Origin of the sequence: Paraburkholderia phymatum (assembly GCF_038900715.1) — a bacterium.
Classification (GTDB): domain Bacteria; phylum Pseudomonadota; class Gammaproteobacteria; order Burkholderiales; family Burkholderiaceae; genus Paraburkholderia; species Paraburkholderia phymatum_A.
Genome location: NZ_JAYMRZ010000009.1, coordinates 53,536 through 77,256 on the forward strand (window position 1 = coordinate 53,536; position 23,721 = coordinate 77,256).

Annotated in this window: 24 protein-coding genes and 1 pseudogene; 18 read left to right on the forward strand and 7 right to left on the reverse strand. The window is 64.8% G+C overall.

Annotation, left to right across the window (positions count from 1 at the left end; translation table 11 throughout):
• Positions 1 to 16 precede the first annotated feature (16 nt).
• Entirely contained in the window at positions 17 to 970 is a 954-nt protein-coding gene (locus VSR68_RS18000; protein WP_342941132.1) for a LysR family transcriptional regulator, read from the forward strand.
• 81 nt (positions 971 to 1,051) lie between these two features.
• Here the strand turns inward: VSR68_RS18000 and VSR68_RS18005 are convergent, their stop codons facing one another.
• Both VSR68_RS18005 and VSR68_RS18010 read right to left on the reverse strand, forming a co-directional pair.
• Positions 1,052 to 2,320 (reverse strand): MFS transporter, encoded by a 1,269-nt coding sequence (locus VSR68_RS18005; protein WP_342941133.1) that lies wholly within the window; start codon positions 2,318 to 2,320, stop codon positions 1,052 to 1,054.
• Complete coding sequence (locus VSR68_RS18010) at positions 2,317 to 3,351, reverse strand: PRC-barrel domain containing protein (RefSeq protein WP_342941134.1); 1,035 nt, start codon at positions 3,349 to 3,351, stop codon at positions 2,317 to 2,319. The genes VSR68_RS18005 and VSR68_RS18010 overlap by 4 nt, the downstream gene beginning before the upstream one ends.
• Positions 3,352 to 3,384: 33 nt before the next feature.
• Here VSR68_RS18010 and VSR68_RS18015 point away from each other — a divergent pair, with 33 nt between their 5' ends.
• The 5 genes from VSR68_RS18015 (at position 3,385) to VSR68_RS18035 (ending at position 7,066) form a co-directional block, all read left to right on the forward strand.
• Positions 3,385 to 3,789 carry a hypothetical protein gene (locus tag VSR68_RS18015; protein WP_342941135.1) on the forward strand — a complete coding sequence of 135 codons (405 nt, stop codon included), beginning with the start codon at positions 3,385 to 3,387 and terminating at the stop codon, positions 3,787 to 3,789.
• Between the two features lie 172 nt (positions 3,790 to 3,961).
• Positions 3,962 to 5,359, forward strand: a complete 1,398-nt coding sequence (locus VSR68_RS18020) for an NCS2 family permease (protein WP_090862439.1) — start codon at positions 3,962 to 3,964, stop codon at positions 5,357 to 5,359.
• 113 nt (positions 5,360 to 5,472) lie between these two features.
• Positions 5,473 to 5,895 carry a metalloregulator ArsR/SmtB family transcription factor gene (locus VSR68_RS18025; RefSeq protein WP_342941136.1) on the forward strand — a complete coding sequence of 141 codons (423 nt, stop codon included), beginning with the start codon at positions 5,473 to 5,475 and terminating at the stop codon, positions 5,893 to 5,895.
• On the forward strand, positions 5,802 to 6,230 hold the full coding sequence (locus tag VSR68_RS18030; RefSeq protein ID WP_342941137.1) for an SRPBCC domain-containing protein: 429 nt from the start codon (positions 5,802 to 5,804) through the stop codon (positions 6,228 to 6,230). The genes VSR68_RS18025 and VSR68_RS18030 overlap by 94 nt, the downstream gene beginning before the upstream one ends.
• A 62-nt stretch (positions 6,231 to 6,292) precedes the next feature.
• On the forward strand, positions 6,293 to 7,066 hold the full coding sequence (locus tag VSR68_RS18035; RefSeq protein WP_342941307.1) for a thioredoxin family protein: 774 nt from the start codon (positions 6,293 to 6,295) through the stop codon (positions 7,064 to 7,066).
• Between the two features lie 40 nt (positions 7,067 to 7,106).
• Here the strand turns inward: VSR68_RS18035 and VSR68_RS18040 are convergent, their stop codons facing one another.
• Together VSR68_RS18040 and VSR68_RS18045 are read right to left on the reverse strand one after the other, a co-directional pair.
• The gene (locus tag VSR68_RS18040; protein ID WP_090861582.1) at positions 7,107 to 7,289 is read right to left on the reverse strand and encodes a hypothetical protein; all 183 of its coding nucleotides are present in this window, start codon (positions 7,287 to 7,289) and stop codon (positions 7,107 to 7,109) included.
• Between the two features lie 158 nt (positions 7,290 to 7,447).
• A complete protein-coding gene (locus VSR68_RS18045) occupies positions 7,448 to 8,353 on the reverse strand; it encodes an NAD-dependent epimerase/dehydratase family protein (RefSeq protein WP_342941138.1) in 906 nt (301 codons plus the stop codon).
• 387 nt (positions 8,354 to 8,740) lie between these two features.
• On the opposite strand from VSR68_RS18045, the gene hutH reads away from it, so the two are divergent.
• The 8 genes from hutH (at position 8,741) to VSR68_RS18085 (ending at position 18,252) form a co-directional block, all read left to right on the forward strand.
• Complete coding sequence (gene hutH / locus VSR68_RS18050) at positions 8,741 to 10,264, forward strand: histidine ammonia-lyase (RefSeq protein WP_342941139.1); 1,524 nt, start codon at positions 8,741 to 8,743, stop codon at positions 10,262 to 10,264.
• Between the two features lie 36 nt (positions 10,265 to 10,300).
• Positions 10,301 to 10,996 carry a histidine utilization repressor gene (gene hutC, locus VSR68_RS18055; RefSeq protein WP_342941140.1) on the forward strand — a complete coding sequence of 232 codons (696 nt, stop codon included), beginning with the start codon at positions 10,301 to 10,303 and terminating at the stop codon, positions 10,994 to 10,996.
• A gap of 91 nt (positions 10,997 to 11,087) precedes the next feature.
• Positions 11,088 to 12,776, forward strand: coding sequence for a urocanate hydratase (hutU, locus tag VSR68_RS18060; protein WP_342941141.1), 1,689 nt, complete (start codon positions 11,088 to 11,090; stop codon positions 12,774 to 12,776).
• Between the two features lie 2 nt (positions 12,777 to 12,778).
• Entirely contained in the window at positions 12,779 to 13,528 is a 750-nt protein-coding gene (locus VSR68_RS18065) for a HutD family protein (protein WP_342941142.1), read from the forward strand.
• A gap of 57 nt (positions 13,529 to 13,585) precedes the next feature.
• Entirely contained in the window at positions 13,586 to 14,803 is a 1,218-nt protein-coding gene (hutI, locus tag VSR68_RS18070) for an imidazolonepropionase (RefSeq protein ID WP_342941143.1), read from the forward strand.
• 207 nt (positions 14,804 to 15,010) lie between these two features.
• Positions 15,011 to 16,411 (forward strand): formimidoylglutamate deiminase, encoded by a 1,401-nt coding sequence (locus VSR68_RS18075; protein ID WP_342941144.1) that lies wholly within the window; start codon positions 15,011 to 15,013, stop codon positions 16,409 to 16,411.
• A 55-nt stretch (positions 16,412 to 16,466) separates the two neighbouring features.
• Positions 16,467 to 17,279, forward strand: coding sequence for an N-formylglutamate deformylase (gene hutG / locus VSR68_RS18080; RefSeq protein ID WP_342941145.1), 813 nt, complete (start codon positions 16,467 to 16,469; stop codon positions 17,277 to 17,279).
• A gap of 310 nt (positions 17,280 to 17,589) precedes the next feature.
• A complete protein-coding gene (locus VSR68_RS18085) occupies positions 17,590 to 18,252 on the forward strand; it encodes a hypothetical protein (protein ID WP_342941146.1) in 663 nt (220 codons plus the stop codon).
• A 34-nt stretch (positions 18,253 to 18,286) separates the two neighbouring features.
• On the opposite strand, the gene VSR68_RS18090 is transcribed toward VSR68_RS18085, so the two are convergent.
• Together VSR68_RS18090 and VSR68_RS18095 are read right to left on the reverse strand one after the other, a co-directional pair.
• Entirely contained in the window at positions 18,287 to 19,063 is a 777-nt protein-coding gene (locus VSR68_RS18090; RefSeq protein ID WP_342941147.1) for a helix-turn-helix domain-containing protein, read from the reverse strand.
• 127 nt (positions 19,064 to 19,190) lie between these two features.
• Positions 19,191 to 19,838, reverse strand: a complete 648-nt coding sequence (locus VSR68_RS18095; RefSeq protein ID WP_342941148.1) for a response regulator transcription factor — start codon at positions 19,836 to 19,838, stop codon at positions 19,191 to 19,193.
• A 659-nt stretch (positions 19,839 to 20,497) separates the two neighbouring features.
• On the opposite strand from VSR68_RS18095, the pseudogene VSR68_RS18100 reads away from it, so the two are divergent.
• The 3 genes and pseudogenes from VSR68_RS18100 to VSR68_RS18110 form a co-directional block, all read left to right on the forward strand.
• A pseudogene (locus VSR68_RS18100) lies at positions 20,498 to 20,599 on the forward strand (helix-turn-helix domain-containing protein); the annotation flags it as partial.
• A 9-nt stretch (positions 20,600 to 20,608) separates the two neighbouring features.
• Positions 20,609 to 21,106, forward strand: a complete 498-nt coding sequence (locus VSR68_RS18105) for a LysR substrate-binding domain-containing protein (RefSeq protein WP_342941308.1) — start codon at positions 20,609 to 20,611, stop codon at positions 21,104 to 21,106.
• On the forward strand, positions 21,016 to 21,402 hold the full coding sequence (locus VSR68_RS18110) for a LysR substrate-binding domain-containing protein (RefSeq protein ID WP_342941309.1): 387 nt from the start codon (positions 21,016 to 21,018) through the stop codon (positions 21,400 to 21,402). The genes VSR68_RS18105 and VSR68_RS18110 overlap by 91 nt, the downstream gene beginning before the upstream one ends.
• A gap of 9 nt (positions 21,403 to 21,411) precedes the next feature.
• Here the strand turns inward: VSR68_RS18110 and VSR68_RS18115 are convergent, their stop codons facing one another.
• Positions 21,412 to 22,266: a LysR substrate-binding domain-containing protein gene (locus VSR68_RS18115; protein WP_090861606.1), complete on the reverse strand. Its 855-nt coding sequence runs from the start codon at positions 22,264 to 22,266 to the stop codon at positions 21,412 to 21,414.
• Between the two features lie 152 nt (positions 22,267 to 22,418).
• On the opposite strand from VSR68_RS18115, the gene VSR68_RS18120 reads away from it, so the two are divergent.
• Entirely contained in the window at positions 22,419 to 23,690 is a 1,272-nt protein-coding gene (locus VSR68_RS18120; protein WP_342941149.1) for an aminotransferase class I/II-fold pyridoxal phosphate-dependent enzyme, read from the forward strand.
• Positions 23,691 to 23,721: the final 31 nt, after the last annotated feature.

Sequence of the window (23,721 nt, forward strand, 5' to 3'; positions counted from 1 at the left end):
ATATAGGTTTTTACTTATGTTAAAAGCGGCGACGTTTCGTCAATTGAAGGCGCTTCATACGGTGGCGAAGCTCGGCAGCGTGTCGGGCGCGGCGGAAGAGTTGCGCCTGACGCAGCCCGCCGTATCGCTGCAAATCCGCTTGCTCGAAGATGCAGCGGGCGCGCCGCTGTTGCAGCGCGTGGGCCGCGGCGTGCAACTGACGGCGGCGGGAGAAATCCTCGCGCGCTATGCGCTCGAAATCCTCGACTTGTGGAACGGCGCCGCCGACGATCTCGCCGCGTTGCACGGCGAGCAGGGCGGCACGTTGCGCATCGGCGCGATCACGACGGCCGAGTATCTGATCCCGCCGTTTCTCGTGCGTTTTACCGAGGCGCGTCCGCAGGTGAAGGTGCAGTTCAAGGTTGGCAACCGCGCGGACATCATTCGCATGCTCGCGACGCATGAAATCGATCTCGCCGTGATGGGCAGTCCGCCGCGCGAGTTGCGCACGGTCGCCACGGCCTTCGCGAAGCACCCGATGGCGTTCGTCGCGTCGCCGTCACATCCGTTGATGAAGAAGAAGCGCCTGACGCTCGGCGATCTGGAATCGGCGAACCTGTTCGTGCGCGAGCGCGGCTCGGGCACACGTTCGACCGTCGAGAATCTGTTCCGGCAGGCAGGGCACAAGATTCACATCGGCTCGGAGCTGTCGAGCAACGAAGCGATCAAGCAACTGGTGGAAGCGGGCCTCGGCATTTCGTTTCTGTCGCTGCATGCGTGCACGCTGGAATTTCAGGCGGGGCTGCTCGCGCTGCTGCCGCTGCCCGGCAACCCGATCGAGCGCGACTGGTATGTGATGCATGTATCGGATAAGCGCTTGCCGCGCGTCGCGAGCCTGTTCCGCGACTTCCTGATCGACGAGGGTATGAGGGGCAGTGTGCCGATTCCGATGCCGTCCGTCGCGGCCGCGAGGAAGCGGCGTCGCGTGTGAAATCTGCCGGCTCGCGTTGAGACTTCGCGCCGATGCGCGGCCGAGGCCGCGCATCGACGTTGCTTCGATTTTGCCGCGACGCTACTCCGCCCGCTTGAACTGCCCTTCGTCGGAAGAGGCGCCCTTCGTCTGCAGATCGTCGTTCGCGTCGCGCGTCTCGGGCATCGCGGCCCACACGAGCAGCACCGCAAGCGCGCCCGCGCCCGCGAGTCCGAAGAAGCTGATTGCGCTGCCGAAGCGGTCGGCGATGAAACCCGCGAGCGCCGTCGAGAACGTCGCGCCAATCCCCGCCGCTAGACCGAACAGGCCGATCGTGAGGTTGTAGCGGCCCTTGCCGCCTGCGACGTCGGCGGCGATCAGCGGCAGCATCACGCCGAACACGGCGGCGCTCACGCCGTCGAGCATCTGCACGGGCACGAGCAGATACGGGCTGCTCACGCCCGCGAACAGCAACGCGCGCAACGGCAATGCGGAGAAGCCGAGCAGCAGGATAGGGCGGCGTCCCCAGCGTTCCGCCGTGCGTCCGACCCACGGCGACAGCATCGCGACGATCGCTTGCGGCACGATGATGCAGGCGGCGATCACGAGTTGAACGTTTTCGCCCATGCCCGTCGTCACTTCGCCCGCTGCGAGGTTCAGCATTGCCGCATTCGACAGGTGGAACAGCACGACGCACGCCGCGAACACCAGCATGCGCTTGTCGCGCATCAGATCGAGCAGCGACTCTTTTTCCTCGTGCTCGTCTTGATCGTTCTTCGCGGGCACGTGCGCCGGCGTGTGGTGCGACGGCATCGTGATCATCGACAGCGCGAGGAGAGCGGGCGCCGCGAGCGCAGCCGTCAGCCAGAACACGGCGCGCGCCGAGAAGTACTCGCCGAACAGGCCCATCAGGCCCGCCGCGATGGCGCTGCCGATCGACGCCCAGCGCGCATTGCGTCCAAGCCGGTCGCCGAGATCGTGACGTCCGACGAGCGCGAACGAGATGGCCGCCATCGCCGGCACGAGCATGCAGCTCGCGAAGCCGTGAAAGACCTCGGCGGCCATCACAGGCAGCATGGTCGGACTCGCTGCGAGCAGCACGGCGCTCAGGATGATCGCGATGATCGCCCAGGCGGCGGCGCCCTTCTTGTTGTGCAGGGCGTCGACGACGGCGCCGCCCGGCACCTGACACACCATCGCGCTGATTGTGCCGATGGAGAGGGCGAGACCGATCTCGCCCTGCGTCCACTTGTGCGACGCGAGGTACGAAGCAATGAACGGCCCGAATCCCGTCTGCACGTTGGCGACGAAGAAGTTGAGCCAGTCGAGGGCGCGGAGACTGCGTGCGGTGACCATGAGACGGCTCGTCATCGTGAATTGCGGGCGGTTGATGCCGCCGCGGCGGACGACGAAGGGCCAGCCGCCGCGGCAGGCGGGGCGGCTGGAGGTGGTGCGGGTGATACGGCGTGAATCGGCTTGTCCGTTTCGTAGGATGGCGACGCCTTGATCTGCGCGTCATTGAGGTCCATCAACGGGCGCAGCGTCTTGTCCTTCGTGACGAAGCGCAGCGCCGACCAGTTCGCGGCGATCATCCGGCGATCGGGGCTGATGATGCCGCTCACGTCGAGCACGATGGCCTGCGGCTGCGCGTTCGCGTCGATCAGCACGTCGATCACGCGGCCGACCTTGCCGCCGTTCGGGCGCTCGACATCCGCGTCCATCAGCTCCAGCTGGCCGGGCGGCACGGCGGGCGGGGCCGTCACGGCGGCGAGCGGCGTCGCGAGCGCGGCCGACGGCTTCGGCTGGCTGGCCGCCGACAGCTGATTGGGCGGCACGGTGATCGTGATCGGCGCGCCCTTCGCGTTCGGCGTGAAGCGGAACGCCGTCCACGGAAATCCGACCTTGCGGTCGCCGACGCCGAGAAAGCCCTGCAGGTTCACGATCATCAGGCGCGGCGTGCCGCTCGCGTCCGCCGTCATGTCGACGGCGCGTCCAAACACCTTGCCGTCGCTCTTCTGCACTTCGCTGTCGAGCAGGCCGTGCGTCGTGCTGCGCTCGATCACGCGCGTCGTGATGATCGGCGCGGGAGCGGGCGGCGGGGGCGGCGGAGGGGGCGCCGGCGTGACGACGGGCGGCGGCGGTTCCGGCTTGCGCGGACGCACGACGGGGGGGCGCGGCTTCTTCGGTTCCTTCGGCTCGACGGTTTCGACGGGCTCGGGCTCAGGCTCGGATGCGGCGACGGGCGCGGGGACGTTCAGCAGCGTCACCGTCGCTTCGCTGATGGGCGCGGGCGGCTGTTCGGTCGGCCCGAACAGGCTGCACCCCGACAGTATCGCGAACGAGGCCGCAAAAACGGCCAGAAACAATAGACGGAAGGCTGGACGTAGGAAACCGCCATTCATCAAGTGGGACTCCGTGGCCAGGGCGGCAGGCCGATGCAGGTGCTGTCGCAAAGAATCGATCCAGAGACTGATGCGGGCATCGAAAGCCTCGCCGACAATGCATTAAAGGCGTGGTTTGCCGAGAGTTTAACCCGTGACGCCGCGCGGCCCTTGTTTCGTCTGCGTTTGCGGGCAGCGGCACGGATGGCGCCGCTTCGCAAACGGCGCCGTAAATGCAGTGGCCGCGCGAGCGCGTGGGCTGCATTCAATCTCGGCTTCAAAGCGCTTACAGCAGCGCTTGCGCGCCTGTCGGGCCGCGCGAAAGGCGTAGGTGTTAACGCTCGGATAGCGAGCGCGCGTTGCCGTGATTCAAACGATATAAGGATCGCGACATGCCCGGCATCTTTTTATCGCGATGGGACTTATAAGGTGATTCGCCTAACCTTGGCCTCAGCATAAAAAGAACAACGGCGCGACACGTGACGATACGTGGCATGACGGACGGTGTCCGCCTGCGCGCCGAGGGCCGGAAAGCGCAACACATACCGACTACTCAACGAGACGAACCTGATGACGGCGCAGCCGATGAAGAGGCCGCCGTTTCAGCATGCTGATAAAGGAGGCACTCATCATGATGGAACCCCAGGCCCAGAGCATCGCGGAAGCCGCCGCGAGCGAGGTATTCGAAGGCACCCGCGGCGGGCAGACGTTCATCGATCGCTTTTTCGACATCACCGCGCGCGGCAGCACGGGACGTCAGGAGATCATCGCAGGCATCACGACGTTTCTCGCGATGGTCTATTCCGTGTTCGTCGTGCCGGGCATGTTCGGCAAGGCGGGCTTCGACACGAGTGCCGTGTTCGTCGCCGTGTGTCTGACCACAGCCTTTGGTTCTCTGCTGATGGGCCTCTGGGCGCGCCTGCCGATCGCGATCGGCTGCGCGATCTCGCTGACGGCATTCACCGCGTTCGGCCTCGTGCTCGGCAAGGGCTTGCATCCGAACGTCGCGCTCGGCGCCGTGTTCCTGATGGGCCTCGTTTTCACCGCGATTTCGGTGACGGGCGTGCGCTCGTGGATTCTGCGCAATCTGCCTGCGGGCGTCGCACATGGCACGGGCATCGGCATCGGGCTCTTTCTGCTGCTGATCGCAGCCAATGATGTCGGCCTCGTCGTGAAGAATCCGGGGCCGGGGCTGCCTGTGTCGCTGGGCCATATCACGTCGCTGCCGGTGCTGATGTCGGTGGGCGGCCTCGCGGCGATCTTCGGTCTCGTGCGCCGTCGCGTGCCGGGCTCGATCCTGATCGTGATCGTCGCAATCTCGGCGCTCGCGCTGCTGATCGACCCCGCCGTCGCGTTTCATGGCGTGTTCGCATTGCCGTCGCTGAGCACGCCGGGGCATGCTTCGCTGATTGGCGCGATGGACATCAAGGGCGCGTTGTCGCTCGCCGTGCTGCCCAGCGTGCTCGCGCTCGTGATGACGGCCGTGTTCGACGCGACGGGGACGATACGTGCCGTCGCAGGGCAGGCGGGCCAGCTCGACGAGAACGGCCGCATCATCAATGGCGGCCGCGCGCTGACGGCCGACTCGCTCAGCTCGATCTTCTCCGGCCTGATGGGCGGCGCGCCGGCTGCCGCTTATATCGAGTCGACAGTCGGCGTGGCCGCGGGCGCGAAGACGGGACTGGCGGCTGCCGTGGTCGGCTTGCTGTTCCTCGTCGTGATGTTCTTCTCGCCGCTCGCCGCGCTCGTGCCTTCGTATGCGACGGCGCCCGCGCTGATGTACGTCGGCTTGCTGATGCTCTCCAGCGTGAGCAAGCTGCACATGGACGATATGGTCGATTCGATGTCAGGCCTCGTGTGCGCCGTGTTCATCGTGCTGACGGCCAATATCGTCACGGGCATCATGCTGGGCTTCTGCACGCTCGTGATCGGCCGCGTGGTCAGCGGCGAATGGCGCAAGCTGAATGTGGGGACGGTCGCGATCGCTGTTGTGCTGGCTGTGTTCTATCTCGGCGGCTGGGCGATCTGATTCTTTCCTCTGTGTCGCCCGTTCGTCTGCGGCGCGCAAAGCAAATCACACAGAAGCTGTCGCAGACGAAACCCGGCCTTGACACCACGCGTCAGGCGCCTACACTTAACCTCATGGTTAAGTTTCAAGACGATACGCTCGATCGCACATTCGCGGCGCTGGCCGACCCCACGCGCCGCGCGATGCTATCGCGTCTGTCCGACAGCGCGGATCTGTCCGTCTCCGCACTCGCCGAGCCGTTCGCGATGTCGCTGCCCGCCGTGATGAAGCACCTCGACGTGCTGTCGGACGCGGGCCTCGTCACGCGGACGAAGACGGGTCGCACGGTCGCGTGTCGTCTGTCAGCGGCGCCGATGGAGGAAGCGATGGAATGGCTGCGCCGCTATCAGCGGTTCTGGTCCGAAGCGCTCGATCAACTGGCCGCCTACGTGGAGGAACAGTCATGCCCGACCGCCCCAGTCTTACGCTCCAGCGACACATCAGCGCGTCCCCGGAGAAAGTCTTCAGCGCGTGGACGGACCCGCAGCAAATCGTGAAGTGGCTACATCCGGGCGGCTGCAACGTCGTTCACGCCGAGATGGAGCTGAAGGCGGGCGGCCGCTTTCACATGATCATGCGCGCGCCCGACGGCGAAGAGCATGACGTGAGCGGCGTCTTTCGCGAAGTCGCGATGAACGAAAAGCTCGTCTATACGTGGGCGTTTCGTTCGACGCCGGAACGTGAGTCCATCGTCACATTCACGCTGAAGCCTGACGGCGACGGCACGTGGCTCACGCTGAAGCACGAACAGTTCTTCGATGAAGCCGCGCGCGACGCGCATCGGGGCGGGTGGTCGGAAGCACTGGATGGACTCGAACACTATTTCTCGTGAAGGCCGCGCTCGCCTGCATGGAGCGAAAGCAGGGCGAACGGGCCGTGCAACCGGAGGAACTGATGGAACAGCACAAGATCGTTTCACGCGAAGAATGGCTTGCTGCGCAACGCGCGCATCTCGACGAAGAAAAGGCGTTCACGCGCGCACGCGACGCGCTTGCGAAAAGACGCCAGGCGCTGCCATGGATGAAAGTCGACAAGACCTATACGTTCGATACGCCCGATGGCAAGAAGACGTTCGCGGATCTTTTCGCGGGGCGCAGCCAGTTGATCGTCTATCACTTCATGCTCGGACCCGACTGGGAGCAAGGCTGTCCCGGCTGTTCGTTCCTGTCCGATCATATCGACGGCGCGCTCGTGCATCTCGCGCATCGCGACGTGACGTATGTGGCCGTGTCGCGTGCGCCGCTCGGGAAAATCGACGCATACAGGAAACGCATGGGCTGGCGATTCCCGTGGGTATCGTCGTTCGGCAGCGACTTCAATTACGACTTCAACGTGTCGTTCACGCCGGAGCAGGAAGCCGAAGGCAAGGTCGTCTACAACTTCGACACGCAGGATTACGCGTGCGACGAACTGCCCGGCATGAGCGTGTTCTACCGGAACGACAAGGGCGAAATCTTCCGCACGTTCGCGTCGTATGCGCGCGGCGGCGAGCCGCTGATCGGCACGTATACGCTGCTCGACTACGTGCCCAAGGGCCGCGACGAAGACGACAACAAGATGATGGGCTGGATGCGCCGTCACGACAGCTATGAAGACGGCGTGACGGGCACATCGCTGACGGAAGGGAAAGAGGCGGATGCGTGCTGCCATTCGGCGGCGCACAAGTGAACGCTCGCGAATAGCCAGCACAGCCGGATCGGGCCCGCGTTTACAGCGACATTTCGAACGCGGGCTTGAGAAAGAGTTCGATGGCCATCACGACGAGGCCCATCGCGCCTGACGCGAGCGTGAGCGTGCCGTATTCGTCGTAACGCGAGTCGTACAGGCACGCGATCACGAAGAGAATCGCGAGCAGATTCGTCAGCCAGTCGAAATTGAGTGCAAGCAGCATTGAATGATCCGGGCTCGTGCCGATAGATCAAAATCGTCGTGATCCTGATCGAACGGATTCTAGCGATGCGAGCTTACGGATAAGCAACAGCCGGACTTACAGCGTGTGCGCTGGACAACGTTTCGCGCGCGTTTCTACGCGTCCATTTACTCGTTCTTCTACGCGTTTTTCATCATGTCGTTTTCGATCCAGTCGATCACCGACGTGCGCGTCGGTTGCCAGCCGAGCAGCTCGCGCGAGCGGGTGCCGCGCACGCGGCTATTCGAGCCGAGCCCATACGACGCCATTTCATAGCCCCATTCGTCGATCGCCTGATCGAGCGGCCAGTCTTGCGCGGGACCGAGATGCAGTGCTTTCGCGATGGCGGCGCTCATGTCGCGGAACGACGCTTCGCCGCTTTCGACGAAATAGAACGTGCCCGCCGGGCTCTTCTCCAGCGCGAGACGATACAGCTCGACGACGTCGTCGATGAATACGTTCGACCAGATGTTGCCGCCGCTGCCGACATGCCGCACGACGCCGCTCTCTTGCGCCTGACGCACGAGACGCGGCAACTGCACGCTCGCGCTGCCTTTGACGGCGCCGTGTCCATAAATGAGCGTATTGCACAGCACCGATGAACGGATGCCGCGCTGCGCCGCATCGAGCACGAGCCGGTCGATCGCGACGCGCGGCGCCTTGTCGGCCGTCGGCTCGGGCAGCGCATCTTCCGTGTAGATTTTCGCATCGCCGCGTTCGCCGCCCGACGCATCGCCGACGATGCTCGATCCGCTCGTGTGCAGGAGCGGCTTGCCCGAGCCCGCGAGTCCTTCGATCAGCGCTTCGATTGCGCCGCGATGGTCGCTGCTCGCCGCGTTGATGACGGCGTCGGCGGCTTGCGCGTGCGCGATCAGCAGGTCGCGGTCGTCGAGCGTGCCCGTCACGGGCTCGATGCCGAGGTGTTTGAGTTCGGCCGCATGTTCGGGGTTGCGGATCAGGCCCGTCACGCGATGGCCAGCACGCACGAGCCCCGCCGCAATCGATCCGCCGATAAAGCCGCTTGCGCCTGTCACGAAGATGTTCAAAACGTTCTCCTTGCGAGAAAAGACTTGGGACGGCGTCAGTATGGCGGTGCAAGGAGTGTGCAAAAAGCGTGCGAGGCTCAAATCAGTCTTGATTTGGAATCAAGAATGTGGACGCGTGGCGGCCATGCCGAAGCCGCCGTTTTTTGTCCGCTTGCCAGCACGCAAACCCGACGTGTATATACAAGTTATCGGATGCAGACGGGAGCGGCGCATCTATAGCGGCGCGAACCGCCCGATCGGCACACGGCGGTGAAAACTGCCAGATCCATGCCAGATTGCCTTTCCGGCCCTAATGGAAAGCCCTTACGCGAATCCGCGAAATTTGAGTTGTATATACAAGCTGCCGCCGCTACACTTCTCGAAATTGTATAGACAGGAATTCACATCATGATCCTCACGCCCGGCTCCCTGACTCTGCCCCAACTGCGCCAGATCGCGCGCGAACAGGTGACATTGCAACTCGATCCCGCGAGCTTCGCCGCCATCGACGCCTGCGCTCAAGCCGTCGCGGACATCGCCGCCAAGGGCGAGCCGGCGTACGGCATCAACACGGGCTTCGGCCGCCTCGCGAGCACGCATATCCCGCACGATCAGCTCGAACTGCTGCAGCGCAATCTGGTGCTCTCGCATGCCGTCGGCGTAGGCGAGCCGATGTCGCTGCCCGTCGTGCGTCTCCTGATGGCGCTCAAGCTGTCGAGCCTCGGCCGCGGCCACTCGGGCATTCGCCGCGAAGTGATGGACGCGCTGATCAAGCTGTTCAACGCCGACGTGCTGCCCGTGATTCCCGTAAAGGGCTCGGTCGGCGCATCGGGCGACCTCGCGCCGCTCGCGCATATGTCGGCCGTGCTGCTCGGCGTCGGCGAAGTGTTCGTGAAGGGTGAGCGCATCCAGGCGACGGAAGGTCTGCGTCTCGTCGGCCTCAAGCCGCTGACGCTGCAAGCGAAGGAAGGCCTCGCGCTGCTGAACGGCACCCAGGCATCGACGGCGCTCGCGCTCTACAACATGTTCGCGATCGAAGACCTGTATCGCGTCGGCCTCGTGGCGGGCGCGCTGTCCGTCGATGCGGCGGCTGGTTCCGTCAAGCCGTTCGACGCACGCATTCACGCATTGCGCGGTCACCAGGGCCAAATGGATGCAGCGTCGTCGTATCGCTCGCTGCTCGACGGCTCGGCGATCAATCTGTCGCATCGCGATTGCGGCAAGGTGCAGGACCCGTACAGCCTGCGTTGCCAGCCGCAGGTGATGGGCGCGTGCCTCGACCAGATGCGCGCGGCCGCGCAAGTGCTGCTCGTCGAAGCGAACGCGGTGTCCGACAACCCGCTGATCTTCCCGGACACGGGCGAAGTGCTGTCGGGCGGCAACTTCCACGCGGAGCCCGTTGCGTTCGCCGCCGACAACCTCGCGCTCGCCGCATCGGAAATCGGCGCGCTCGCCGAGCGCCGCATCGCGCTGCTGATCGACGCGACGCTGTCGGGTCTGCCGCCGTTCCTCGTCAAGGATGGCGGCGTGAACTCGGGCTTCATGATCGCGCATGTGACGGCGGCCGCGCTCGCATCGGAGAACAAGACGCTGGCTCACCCGGCTTCCGTCGATTCGCTGCCGACGTCGGCGAACCAGGAGGACCACGTGTCGATGGCGACTTTCGCCGCGCGCAAGCTCGCCGACATCGCCGACAACACGGCGAACATCCTGTCGATCGAGCTGCTCGCCGCCGCGCAAGGCGTCGATCTGCGCGCGCCGCACAAGACGAGCCCCGCGCTGCAAAAGGTGATGGACACGGTGCGCGCGCACGTCGCGCATTACGAGCTCGACCACTACTTCGCGCCCGATATCGCGGCGATCACGAAGCTCGTGCAGGACGGCACGATCGCGGCGCACAGCCCGTTCTCGTTCGTCTCCGAGCAACGCTAATCCACTTGCACAGCGGCAGAGCGAGAGATGCCCAGCATGAACGCACCGGCCTATCAGGGAATCAAGGACTTCATCCTCGCCCGCATCCACGCGGGCGAGTGGAGCGAAGGGCACCAGGTTCCATCGGAGAACGAGCTTGCACGCGAGTTCAACGTCGCGCGCATGACGGTCAATCGCGCGCTGCGCGAACTGACGGCCGAACAGGTGCTCACGCGCGTTCAGGGCTCGGGCACGTTCGTCGCGCGGCCGAAGTACGAATCGACGTTGGTGGCGATCCGCAGCATCTCGGATGAGATCGTCGCGCGTGGCCATCAGTATCACGCGAATGTGCTGCACGTGGGCGCCGCGATCGCCGACGAAGAGCTCGCCGCTGAAATGCAGGTGAGCGCGGGCAGTCCGATCTTTCATTCGCGCGTGCTGCATTTCGAGAACGACGAGCCGGTGCAGCTCGAAGAACGCTGGGTCAATCCCGCCGTCGCGCCCGAATACGCGTTGCAGGACTTCACGAACACGACGCCGAACCAGTATCTCGTGCGTGTCGCGCCGCTGCAGCGCGTCGAGTACCGCATCGAAGCGTCCGCGCCGGACGCCGACACGCGCCGGCTCCTGACGATGGACGACGTCGAGCCGTGCCTCGTGCTGCATCGTCGCACGTGGTCGCAGAGCGTGGTCGCGTCCATTGCGAATCTCTGGCATCCGGGCAACCGTTACCGGTTCACCGGCCACTTCTGACACTGCTGATTTCGTTTCCGCTCGATCCGTTCAATCCATTCGCTCAGTCATCACCTCAGTCATCCCTGTTACTAGCGCTTCCGAGGGCAACATGAACAACCCGAAACACATCGACCCGCGTCTCGACCCGACCCGCACGATCCGCGCGCCGCGCGGCAGCGAGAAAACCTGCAAGACCTGGATCGCGGAAGCCGCTTACCGGATGATCCAGAACAATCTGGACCCGGAAGTGGCCGAGCATCCGCACGCGCTCGTCGTGTACGGCGGCATCGGCCGCGCGGCGCGCAACTGGGATTGCTTCGATCAGATCCTCGCATCGCTGAAGGACCTCGAAGAGAACGAGACGCTGCTGATTCAATCGGGCAAGCCCGTCGGCGTGTTCCGCACGCATGCCGATGCGCCGCGCGTGCTGCTCGCGAACTCGAATCTCGTGCCGCACTGGGCAACCTGGGACCACTTCCACGAACTCGACCGCAAGGGCCTGATGATGTACGGCCAGATGACGGCGGGCAGCTGGATCTACATCGGCAGCCAGGGCATCGTGCAGGGCACGTATGAGACGTTCTTCTCGGTGGCGAACCAGCACTTCGACGGCAATCCGAAGGGCCGCTGGATCCTGACGGGCGGCCTCGGCGGCATGGGCGGCGCGCAGCCGCTCGCCGCGACGATGGCGGGCTTTTCGATGATCGCCGTCGAATGCGACGAGACGCGTATCGACTTCCGCCTGAAGACGCGCTACGTCGATAAAAAGGCGAAGACGCTCGACGAAGCGCTCGCAATGATCGACGAGGCGAAGCAAGCGGGCACGCCCGTTTCGATCGGTCTGCTCGGCAATGCCGCCGATGTGTTCGCGGAACTCGTGAAGCGCAACATCACGCCCGACTGCGTGACTGACCAGACGAGCGCGCACGACCCGATTCACGGCTACCTGCCGCAAGGCTGGACGATCGAAGACTGGCGCGAGCGTCAGAAGACGGACCCGCAGAGCATCGTGACGCCCGCGAAGCAGTCGATGGCCAAGCAGGTGCAAGCGATGCTCACGCTGCAGCAACGCGGCGCGGCCACGCTCGACTACGGCAACAACATCCGTCAGATGGCACTCGAAATGGGCGTGCAAAATGCGTTCGATTTCCCCGGCTTCGTGCCCGCGTATATCCGTCCGTTGTTCTGCGAAGGCAAGGGGCCGTTCCGCTGGGTCGCGCTGTCGGGCGATCCCGAGGACATCTACAAGACGGACGCGAAGGTCAAGGAACTGATCCCCGATGATCCGCACCTGCACAACTGGCTCGACATGGCGCGCGAGCGCATCGCGTTCCAGGGCTTGCCGGCGCGTATCTGCTGGGTCGGCGTGAAGGATCGATATCGTCTGGGCCAGGCGTTCAACGAGATGGTCAAGAAGGGCGAGCTGAAGGCGCCCATCGTGATCGGCCGCGATCACCTCGATACGGGATCGGTGGCGAGCCCGAATCGCGAAACGGAAGCGATGAAGGACGGCTCTGATGCCGTCAGCGACTGGCCGCTGCTCAACGCGCTGCTGAACACCGCGGGCGGCGCGTCGTGGGTGTCGCTGCATCATGGCGGCGGCGTCGGCATGGGCTTTAGTCAGCACGCGGGCGTCGTGATCGTCGCCGACGGTTCGGACGCCGCGCATGAGCGCCTTGGCCGCGTGCTGTTCAACGATCCCGCGACGGGCGTGATGCGTCACGCGGACGCCGGCTACGATCTCGCGCAGAAGACGGCGCGCGAAGCCGGCCTCAAGCTCCCGATGCTGGGCCGCTGATCGTGAGCGCGACGTCATCGTCCGCAAGCGTGTCGCTGATCCGCGGCGCGGATCTCGTGGCGTCGCCGTGGAAGAACGGCGGCGGAGTCACGCGCGAAGTCGCGGCTCATCCCGCGGGCGCAGCGCTCGATGCGTTCGTGTGGCGCGTGAGCGTCGCCGATGTCGGCGCGGCCGGTCCGTTCTCGCGCTTCGCGGGTATCGACCGGACGCTCGTGCTGCTGTCGGGCTCGGGCATGCTGCTCGACGAAGCGAACGAAGCGAACGAAGCGCACGAAGCGCACGAAGCACACGAAGCACACGAAGCACACGAAGCACACGAAGCACACGAAGCACACGAAGCACACGAAGCACACGAAGCGCCACGAGTGGCGCATGCGCTGCGCGAGCCGCTCGACGTTGCGCGCTTCAAAGGCGAGACGGCTATCGACGCGCGTCTCGTCGACGGCCCGACGCGCGACTTCAACCTGATGGTGCGGCGTGGCGCGGCAACGGGCGACGTCGCGATCTGGCGTGACGAAGCGCGCGCGCAACTCGATGCCGACGTCGTGCTGCTGTTTTGCGCGCAAGGTTCGCTCGATGTCGCGCTCGGCGGCGATATGAATGTAGCCACGCTCACGCCCGACGACACCTTGCGCATCGACAACGCACGCGCATTGCGATGCGAGGTCGAAGGGAAGGGCGCGTTGCTCGTCGTCAGCATTCGTTATACGGACAAGTCTACGGACAAGTCTACGGACAACGCGCCAGCCTGAACCTGTTTTGAACGCATCGGGCCTGCCCTCAACAGACTGCCTTCAACGATATCCGCAATGAAGCCAACCGTCTGGAACCATCTCAAGCTCTGCGCGCAGGGCAATCCCAACGAAACGATCGACGATGCCGCGATCGCCGCCGAGAACGGCCGTATCGCGTGGCTCGGCGCGGCGCGCGAACTGCCCGCGCAGTATGCGGCGTGGCCGCGCGAAGACCTGGGCGGCGCGTGGGTGACGCCGGGGCTCGTCGATTGCCATACGCATCTCGTGTACGGCGGCCAGCGCGCCGACGAATTCGCGCAGCGTCTCGCGGGCGTGAGCTACGAAGAAATCGCGAAGCAGGGCGGCGGCATCGTATCGACGGTGCGCGCGACGCGTGCCGCCGACGAGGCGTCGCTCTTCCATCAATCGGCGGCGCGGCTCGAACCGATGCTCGCCGAAGGCGTGACGGCCATCGAAATCAAATCCGGCTACGGGCTCGATCTGCAAAGCGAGCGCAAGATGCTGCGTGTCGCGCGGCAACTGGGCGAGCGCTATCCCGTGACCGTCTACACGACGTTTCTCGGCGCGCACGCGTTGCCGCCGGAATTCGCGGGCCGCGCGGACGACTACATCGATGAAGTGTGCGAACGCATGCTGCCCGCGCTCGCCGACGAAGGGCTCGTCGATGCTGTCGACGTGTTCTGCGAGCGCATCGGCTTTTCTCTCGAACAGAGCGAGCGCGTGTTCAACGCCGCGGCGCGGCGCGGACTGCCCGTCAAGATGCACGCGGAGCAGCTGTCGAACAGCGGCGGCACGGCGCTTGCCGCGCGTCATCGCGCGTTGTCGGCGGATCACCTCGAGTTTCTCGACGAAGCGGGCGTCGCCGCGATGAAGGAAGCGGGCACCGTCGCCGTGCTGCTGCCGGGCGCGTTCTACTTCATCCGCGAAACGCAGTTGCCGCCGCTCGACCTGCTGCGCCGTTACGAAGTGCCGATCGCGATTTCGACCGACAGCAATCCGGGCACATCGCCCGCGACCTCGCTGCTGCTGATGATGAACATGGCGACGACGCTCTTCCGGATGACCGTCCCGGAAGTGCTGCAAGGCGTGACGCGCCATGCGGCGCAGGCGCTCGGCAAGGCGGATACGCATGGCGCGCTCGCGGCCGGGCGTGCCGCCGACTTCGCGGTGTGGTCGGTGCAATCGCTTGCCGAGCTTGCGTACTGGATCGGGCGCCCGCTGTGCGAGCGCGTCGTGTGCGGCGGCGAGACGGTTTATACGCGGCGCGGCTGATCCGCGCGCGGGAGCACGCGTACAGGCACGGAAACGCGCACAGAGAAACACGCGCACGCACGAGCACGCGTACAGGCACGGAAGCACGCACAGAGAAACACGCGCACGCACGAGCGCGCGTACAGGCACGGAAACGCGCACAGAGAAACACGCGCACGCACGAGCACGCGATCAAAGCAAGCCAACGCAACGACAGCACAACACGACATGACTCAAGCCACTCAATCGCTTTTCGCCGATCACGCGTTCCTGCCCGAAGGCTGGCGCCGCAATGTGCTGATGCAATGGGACGCGCACGGCGCGCTGCTTTCCGTCACGCCCGACGCGCAAGCGCCCTCGGGCGTCGCGCGCGCGAGCGGCCCCGTCTTGCCCGGCATGCCGAATCTTCATTCGCACGCGTTTCAGCGCGCGATGGCGGGCCTCACCGAATACCGGGCCGCGGGCCAAGGCGCCACCGACAACTTCTGGAGCTGGCGCGACCTGATGTATCGCTTTGCCGCGCGCATCACGCCGGAAGGGCTCGCGTCGATTGCGCAATGGCTCTACATCGAAATGCTGAAGGCGGGCTACACGTCCGTCTGCGAGTTCCATTACGTACATCACATGCAGGACGGCAGCCGCTATGCGAACGCGGCGGAACTCGCGCAACGCGTCGTCGATGCGGCTGGCGCGAGCGGCATCGGCATCACGATGCTGCCCGTGCTCTATCAGTACGCGGGCTTCGGCGCGCAGCCGCCGCGCGACGATCAGCGCCGCTTCATCAACACGCCGGAGAGCCTGCTTGCGTTGCTCGACACGCTGCGCAGCGTGCGTCCCGAGCATGGCTCGCTGCGTTACGGCGTCGCGCCGCATTCGCTGCGCGCCGTGTCGAACGATACGCTGCGCGCGCTGCTCGACGGCCTCGACGCAATGTCGCCGGGCGCGCCCGTGCACATCCATATCGCCGAGCAGACGGCGGAAGTGGACGCATGCGTCGAAACGGAAGGCGCGCGGCCCGTGCAATGGCTGCTCGACCGCTTCGACGTGGACGCGCGCTGGTGCCTCGTGCACGCGACGCACATCGACGCCGATGAAACCAGGGCGCTCGCGAAGAGCGGAGCCGTCGCTGGCCTGTGCCTGACGACGGAAGCGAATCTCGGCGACGGCATTTTTCCGGCGCACGATTATCTCGATCAGAACGGACGCATCGGGATCGGCAGCGACAGCCATATCGGCGTCGACTGGCGCGCGGAACTGCGGCTGCTCGAATACGGCCAGCGCTTGTCCAGACGGCAGCGCAACGTGCTCGCGTCGGCGGACATGCCGCGCGTCGCGGACCGCCTGTTCGCTGCGTCGCTGGAAGGCGGCGCGCTCGCGACGGGCCGCGCGGTCGGCGCATTGCGTGCCGGCGCGCGCGCCGATTTCATCGTGCTCGATGCGAACCATTCGGGCATCGCGGAGCATGCGAGCGACGCGTGGCTGTCGGGTGTCGTATTCTGCGAGCATGGAGAGACGCCTATCCGCGATGTGTATGCGGGCGGCGCGAAAGTCGTCGACGATCGCAAGCATCGCGACGAAGAGCGCGCGTATGCGCAATACCGCGCGGCGCTTTCCGAACTGCTGAAGTGAAGCCAACCGCCGGCACTCTGGCCGGTCCGAATCAACTTTGAGAAGCACTGACGACATGACCGCGACGCACACCTTGCCTGTCTTCTCGCTGCATCGGGGAAGCCTGCCGATGCTGATCTCGATCCCGCATCTGGGCACGCGCATTCCCGACGACATCGCCGCGACGATGACGCCCGTCGCCGCGCGCACCGACGATTGCGACTGGCATCTCGACCGCCTGTACGCGTTTGCGAAGCGCATGGGCGCGTCGATTCTCGCGCCCACTTACGCACGCTACGTGATCGACCTGAACCGTCCGCCCGATGGCGCGAACCTCTATCCGGGGCAGGACACGACAGGCCTCTTGCCCGTCGATACCTTCGACAAGGAGCCGCTCTATCGCAACGGCCATCTGCCCGACGACGCCGAAGTCGCCCGCCGTCGCGATGCGTACTGGAAGCCGTATCACGAGGCCTTGCAGGGCGAGCTTGCCGCGTTGAAGGCGCAGCACGGCAACGTGCTGCTGTGGGAAGCGCACTCGATCCGCTCGCAGGTGCCGCGCTTCTTCGACGGACGGCTGCCCGATTTCAACTTCGGCACGTCGAACGGCGCGAGCGCGGTGGAAGGGCTCGCCGAAACGCTGGCGAATATCGTCATCGGGCATGGCGGCTATACGGCCGTTGCAAACGGCCGCTTCAAGGGCGGCTATATCACGCGGCACTACGGACAGCCCGCGCAGAACGTGCATGCGATCCAGCTCGAACTGTCGCAGATCACGTACATGCAGGAGCAGATGCCGTACGCGTACGACGAAGCGCTTGCCGCGAAGATCGAACCGCTGCTTGAAACGCTCGTCAAGACGGCGCTCGAGCGCGTCGTGGCCGCCTGATCACGCCTTCTTGCCCGCCACGCGGCGAAATCCGTGTGGCGGCGTCTCCATCGCGCGGAACGCTGCTTGCTTTCCGCGGTCAATTCCCGGGTGAGTTGCGCGCGTCCGGTCTGCGCGCCACTGTTGTCTTTGTGCCGCAGCGTGCGGGCGAATCCGGTTGCGCGCCGCATGGCGATACGACTATCTTTGTCGAACACAGCGTCTGGGCACGTGCCTTGCGCCGCGAGGCCGTCCGGCGAAGCATCGCGCATCGGCGCGGCCTGCTGCGCCGCGTGCGCTCGCAGCGAGACTGACGAAGGAAGACCCAGCGATGGAATATTCCGACGAATACCTGCTTCCCGTCCGGCGAACGAATCTGGCCTTGCTGACGCGTGAGGTCGGCGCATCGACGCGTCTTGCGCGGATGATGACGTTCTCCCCGTCGTACCTGAAGCTGATGCTCGCCGGCCAGCGCGACTTCAGCGAAGAGTTCGTGCGCGGCGTCGAAGCGGTGACGGGGCTGCCGCCCGGCTGGATGGATACGCCGCACGAATCGCACGACGTGCCCGACAACGTGCGCGATGCAATCGACAACGAAACGCCGCTTGCTCGCTTTCGCGGCACCGCGCATCCGGTGCGCAAGAAGTCGGTGCTGCGTCCGCCGGAGCCGATCTTCGGTCAGCAGCCGCAACGCCGTCCCGAAGACGACACGCACGAAGCCGAACAGCATCGGCGTCAGGCACACTTTCGCAAGGTGCGCGATCTCGCCGTGCAGGAAGTGCGGCGCTTCGAACGCTACCTGACGCATCCGCCCGTCGAGCTGGCATCGGTGCGCGCGAAAGTCGAAGACGTAATGGCTGCCGCCGATCTCGACGAGCAGATCGATGCCGATCTCGCCGGCCGTCTCGAACAGATCGACAAGCACCGCCATATGCTGCTGCGTCATACAGAGCGCTTGCACGCGCTGCTCGCACAGCTAGGCGAAGACGACTGACCACGTCGCGCACGAGCCTGTAGCGCATGATGCGTCAGAGCCGCGCGAGCGCGGCGCTGTCGATGATGCGGATCTGCTTGCCGCGCGCATGCACGAGCCGCTCCTGTTGCAGCTTCGAGAACATCCGGCTGGCCGTCTCCAGCGTGATGCCGAGATAGCTGCCGATCTCGTTGCGCGTCATGCGCATGTTGAACTCGGTCGCCGAGTAGCCGAGCGTGCCGTAGCGCTCCGCGAGACTCAGCAGAAATGCGGCGACGCGCTGCTCGGCGCGCATCGTGCCGAGCAGCAGGATCATGTTCGTTTCGCGCACGATTTCCCAGCTCATCATTCTGTGCAGATGCCGCTGCATCGGCTTGATTTCACGGCACAGGTTCTCGAGCGGCTCGAACGGAATCACGCAGACGGTGCTGCGTTCGAGCGCGACCGCGCCGCAACGATGCTGGCCGCCGGCGATGCCGTCCAGCCCGAGCATTTCCCCGGAGATCTGGAATCCCGTCACCTGCTCGCGTCCCTCTCGATGCATGACGACGGTCTTGAACGAGCCGCTGCGCAGCACGTAGACGCTGTGAAACGGATCGTTCGCGCGATAGAGGTTGCCGCCGCGCTGCACGGTGCGCACTTCGCAAACGAGCGAGTCCACCTGCGTGAGTTCGTCGGTGCTGAGATCGGCGGGATCGCACAGCGCGTTGATTGCCCATTGCGAGCCGCGCGGCGCCTGATGCGGTGCCGCGCCCGCGTGCAATCTGCGCGCGAGGTCCGGTGCCAGGCTGAATGGGAAGGGCGTGGTCGTCTGCGCGTCGGCAAGCAGCATGATGGTCTCCTTCGAGGGAACGCGCATGCGCGCCATGCGCACGCGCGGTGGTGTTGTCCCGCCATCGCGTCATTGCAGAAGAGCGGCGCGGACGGGCGACTCTGGTGTTGCGGCGAGCGTGGCGCGCTCAGGGTTCCTCGCTCTCGTCGAACAGCCTGTGGCGCATCGCGTAGCGGACGAGCGCCGTGCCGTGCGGCATCCGCATCTTCTCGAGGATGCGGGCCTTGTAAGTGCTGACGGTCTTCGTGCTCACGCACAGTTGCGTCGCGATCTCGCCGATTCTTTCTCCTGCGGTGATGCGCCGGAACACGTCGAATTCGCGCTTGCTCAACCGCTGATGCGGCAGCGCTTCAAGCGACTCGGGCGGATCGCGCTCGATCTGACCGGCCATCGCGGCGCTCATGTGGATGCCGCCGCCGGCGATCGTCGTCAGCGCGCCGATCAGCTCGCCGCTTGTGCTTTCGCTGGTGAGATAACCCGATGCGCCTGCCTTGAGTGCGCGCATCGCGTGCTGCTCGTCGCCGTTCATCGTCAGCACGAGTACCTGGATGCCCTGATTGATCTCCCTGATTTCGCGGATCAACTCGACGCCGGTGTGGCTCGCTATCGACGCGTCGAGTATCAGGATGTGCGCTTGCGTCGAGCGCACGAGTGCGATCGTGCCGGCCGCGTCGGCTGCTTCGCCGGCGACTTCGAAGTCCGTCACGCGCAGCAGAATGTGGCCGATGCCTTCGCGTATCAGCGCGTGATCGTGTGCAATGAGGATGCGGATCATGAGTGCGGCTCTTTAAGTTGAAAGGGCGTTCAATGGAAACGCGTTCTCACGCGCGAGCGGCACGATTCAAGTGCCGTTGCGCGTAATGTCATTACGTTCGCGTTCTCGATTATTTAATGCATCCATCATGTTTGATATCGCTTATGTAACTACCGGATAGCCGGCATTTCATTGCTGAAAACAAAACGTATTGATCGTGCATGGGAATAATTTATCCCCCTCCAAACGGAGGGTGCCGCATCGAATTTTCTCGACTTAGACTCTTTGCTAATCGGTCGGGGATGCAGCCAGGCGTAGCCAGGAGGCAAGCCACGAACGGCCCGCACACCATGGCGTCGGAGGCGCGACTCAACGATGTTGGCGCTCCGCCGCATGCCGTTTTGTACTCGCCCAATCAACCTCGCGAAGGGAAAAGTCCTCCGCGTCAAGGCCTGCGACTCACTGTCGTGTTCTGCTTGTTCTCGCTTGTCCATCGGATGCCTCCATTGCGATAACGAGTTAGCTGTCCAAAGCGGCGTTTTTGCCATGTCGCGAGTCGCGGTATATATGATTTTTCCTTAAAAATAATATGTCTCATAGGATAACTAAGAAATAGATGTAGTTGAAAACAGTATTCTCATTTTTGGAAAAGGTTTCTTATGGATCTAAACGCGACTCGTATGTTCGTTACGGCAGTGCAGACGGGGACTCTTTCTGCTGCGGCAGCACGCCTTAACGTACCGTTGCCTACGTTGAGCCGGCGCATCCGGCGGCTCGAGCGCGATCTGCGCGTGCAACTGATCGAGCGCGGCACACGGGGCGTGACCTTGACGCGCGCCGGCATGCAGTTCTACGAAACGACCGACTTCGGCATCGACGCGCTGCTCAAGGCCGAGGACGTGCTGAGGTCCGGGCAGGCTCATTACGAAGGCGTGCTCAGGCTTTCGTTGCCGCCTTCGTTCGAGCCGTGGTGGGAAATGCTCGGCGATTTTCAGGAGCGCTATCCGGCGATCAAGGTGTGCGTGTACACCAGCGAGCGCAGTGTCGATCTGCGGCACGAGGGTATCGACGTTGCGCTGCGGGTTGGCCGGGTCGTCGACGACAGCATGGTGGCGCGGCGGCTCGTCAGCTACCGGCATGTGCTGGTGGCAAGTCCGTCGCTCGCCGAGCGCCTCGATATCGATTCGCCCGAGGCGCGCTGCATTCGTGTCCGTGCGCGGTCTGGTCGAACCAGCCTAACGACGAAAGCAGTTGGCGCCTCGGCGACCAGGCGCTGCGCGGCAGCGTGAGGCTCGCCACGAACGACTACCTTCATTTGCGCATTCGCGCGTTGCGTGGCGAGGTCGTCACGGAGCTGCCGCCGTTTCTCGCGGCGGACGCGATCCGCGATGGCACGCTGCGCGTGCTATTCCCCGACCACGTGATGCCGTTGCAGTACATCAGTCTCGTGTATCCGTCGCATCGCCATCCGTCGAGCCTCGTGAAGGCCTATCTCGACCACTGCGAGGAATACGTTGCTTCGTTCGTGGGGCTTGCCAACCAGGGGGCGCGCGCATCCGGAGGAGAGCGGCCGTCTCGCGCCTGACGCGTGCCTTCAGGCGCGCAGTTCGCTCAGGATCTGTTCCGCGAGATAGTCGCAAGGCGGACGATTCGAACGCGCGCTGCGCGCCAGAATGATTTCGAGTTCCGGCAGCTTCGGCAGGCCATGCTGCCGGCCGAGCGTGACGAAGCGCTCGGGCACTGCGCAACGCGCGAGCGGCGCGACGGCGAGCCCGGCGTCGACCATGCTGAAGAGGCCCATCAGGCTCGGGCTCTCATACGACGTGCGATAGGCGATCTTCGCGCGCTCCAGCGCGTGCAGCGCATTCGCGCGCGCGACGCTGCCTGTGCCGAACACCGCGATGGGAAGTGGGCGTTCCTTCCACACTTCGCGTCCCGCGGCGGACGTGCCCGCCCAGACCATCGGTTCGAGCCGGATGAACTCGCCCGCGAGACCCTTGACGCGCGTCACGCAAGCGAGGTCGATCTTGTTGTCCTTCAGGAGCGGGGCCAGCGCATTGCTGGGCAGGCCGACCACCTGGATTTCGACCTTCGGATACGTCGCCGAAAAATTGCGCAATACGGAGGGCAGCAGCGACGACGCGTAGTCGTCCGGCACGCCGATCGCGACGCGGCCTTTCACATCGGGATGCACGACGGACGCCCACGCCTCGTCGCGCAGCGCGAGCATGCGCCGGGCGTAGGCGAGAAGTGTCTGGCCGTCCTGCGTCAGCGTCACGCTGCGCGGTCCGCGTATGAAGAGCGGCTTGCCGAGCGCCGCTTCGAGCGAACGTATCTGCATGCTCAGCGCCGATTGCGAGCGATGCACGAGCGTCGCGCCGCGCACGAAGCTGCCCGTATCGGCGATGGCGACGAACATCGCGAGCACGTCGAGGTCGAGGGCTTTCATTCGCTTTTACCTGCCGCTATCCGTTGCAGTCCCTTGTTGCGGACATCAGAAATATTGATCGATTTGTTCAATATAACGCGTTTGCCTGAAGTCAGGCGCGGCGCGCATACTGGTTTCGCCCGAGACCTTTCACACGACACCCCATCGACACCATGACGACGCCCGCCACCTACGACGAATTCAAGCGCCTGAACATGCGGCTCGACATGTCGCGCGGCAAGCCTTCGCCCGAGCAGCTGGACCTGTCGCGAACGCTGATCGACGAAGCGGGGACGGCGGGCTTCATGTCGCGCGATGGGATCGATTGCCGCAACTACGGTCACGTGCTGGGCCTGCCGGAAGCGCGCGAGTTCGGCGCGCAGCTGCTGGATATCGACGCGGCGCAAGTCATCGCGGCGGGCAACTCGAGCCTCGAACTGATGCACGATGCGCTCGTGTTCGCGATGCTGCACGGCGTGTCGGCTCAAGTAGCCGCGCATGTATCCGCGCGTGTACCGGATCACGCGCCGTGGAGCCGGCAGGGGGACGTCGCGTTTCTGTGTCCCGTGCCAGGATACGACCGGCACTTCGCGATCTGCGAGGCGCTTGGCATCCGCATGATCGCCGTGCCGATGAAGCACGATGGCCCCGACATGGACGCCGTCGAAGCGCTCGTCAGGCACGATGCGTCGGTGAAAGGCATCTGGTGCATGCCGCTTTACAGCAACCCGTCGGGCGCGATCTGGTCGCGCGCGACGATCGAGCGTCTCGCCGCGATGCCGACGGCCGCGAACGATTTCCGGCTCTTCTGGGACGACGCCTATCGTTTTCATCACCTGACCGACACGCGGAACGCGACGCCCGACATCATCGAACTCTGCGAGCGGGCGGGACATGCGGATCGCGCGCTGGTGTTCGCGTCGCTGTCGAAGGTGACGCTGGCGGGCGGCGGCGTTGCGTTTCTCGCGTCGTCGCGGCGTAATGTCGACTGGTGGCAGCGGCATGCGAGCGTTCGCACAATCGGCCCAGACAAGCTGAACCAGTTGCGGCACGTGCGCTATCTGCGTGACCGCGAAGGGCTCGAACATCTGATGGCGAAGCATCGCGCGCTGCTGCGCCCGAAGTTCGACGCGGTGGCGGCCGCGTTCGACACGCTGCTCGCCGATGTGCCCGATGTGTCGCGGAACCGGCCGGAAGGCGGCTACTTCATCAGCCTGTACGCGCCGAAGGGCCATGCGAAGCGCACCGTCGCGCTCGCGGCCGACGCGGGACTCGTGTTGACGCCCGCGGGCGCCGCGTACCCGTATGGACGCGACGACGAAGACCGGCATCTGCGTATCGCGCCGTCGTTTCCGTCGCTGGATGAGGTGACGCTCGCGGCGCGTGGCATCGCGCTGTCGTTGCGCCGCGCGCTGGAAGAGAGCGCCACCAGCGCGGCGAGGTGACGAGGGTGAAGAGCGTCCGCCCGCATGCGCA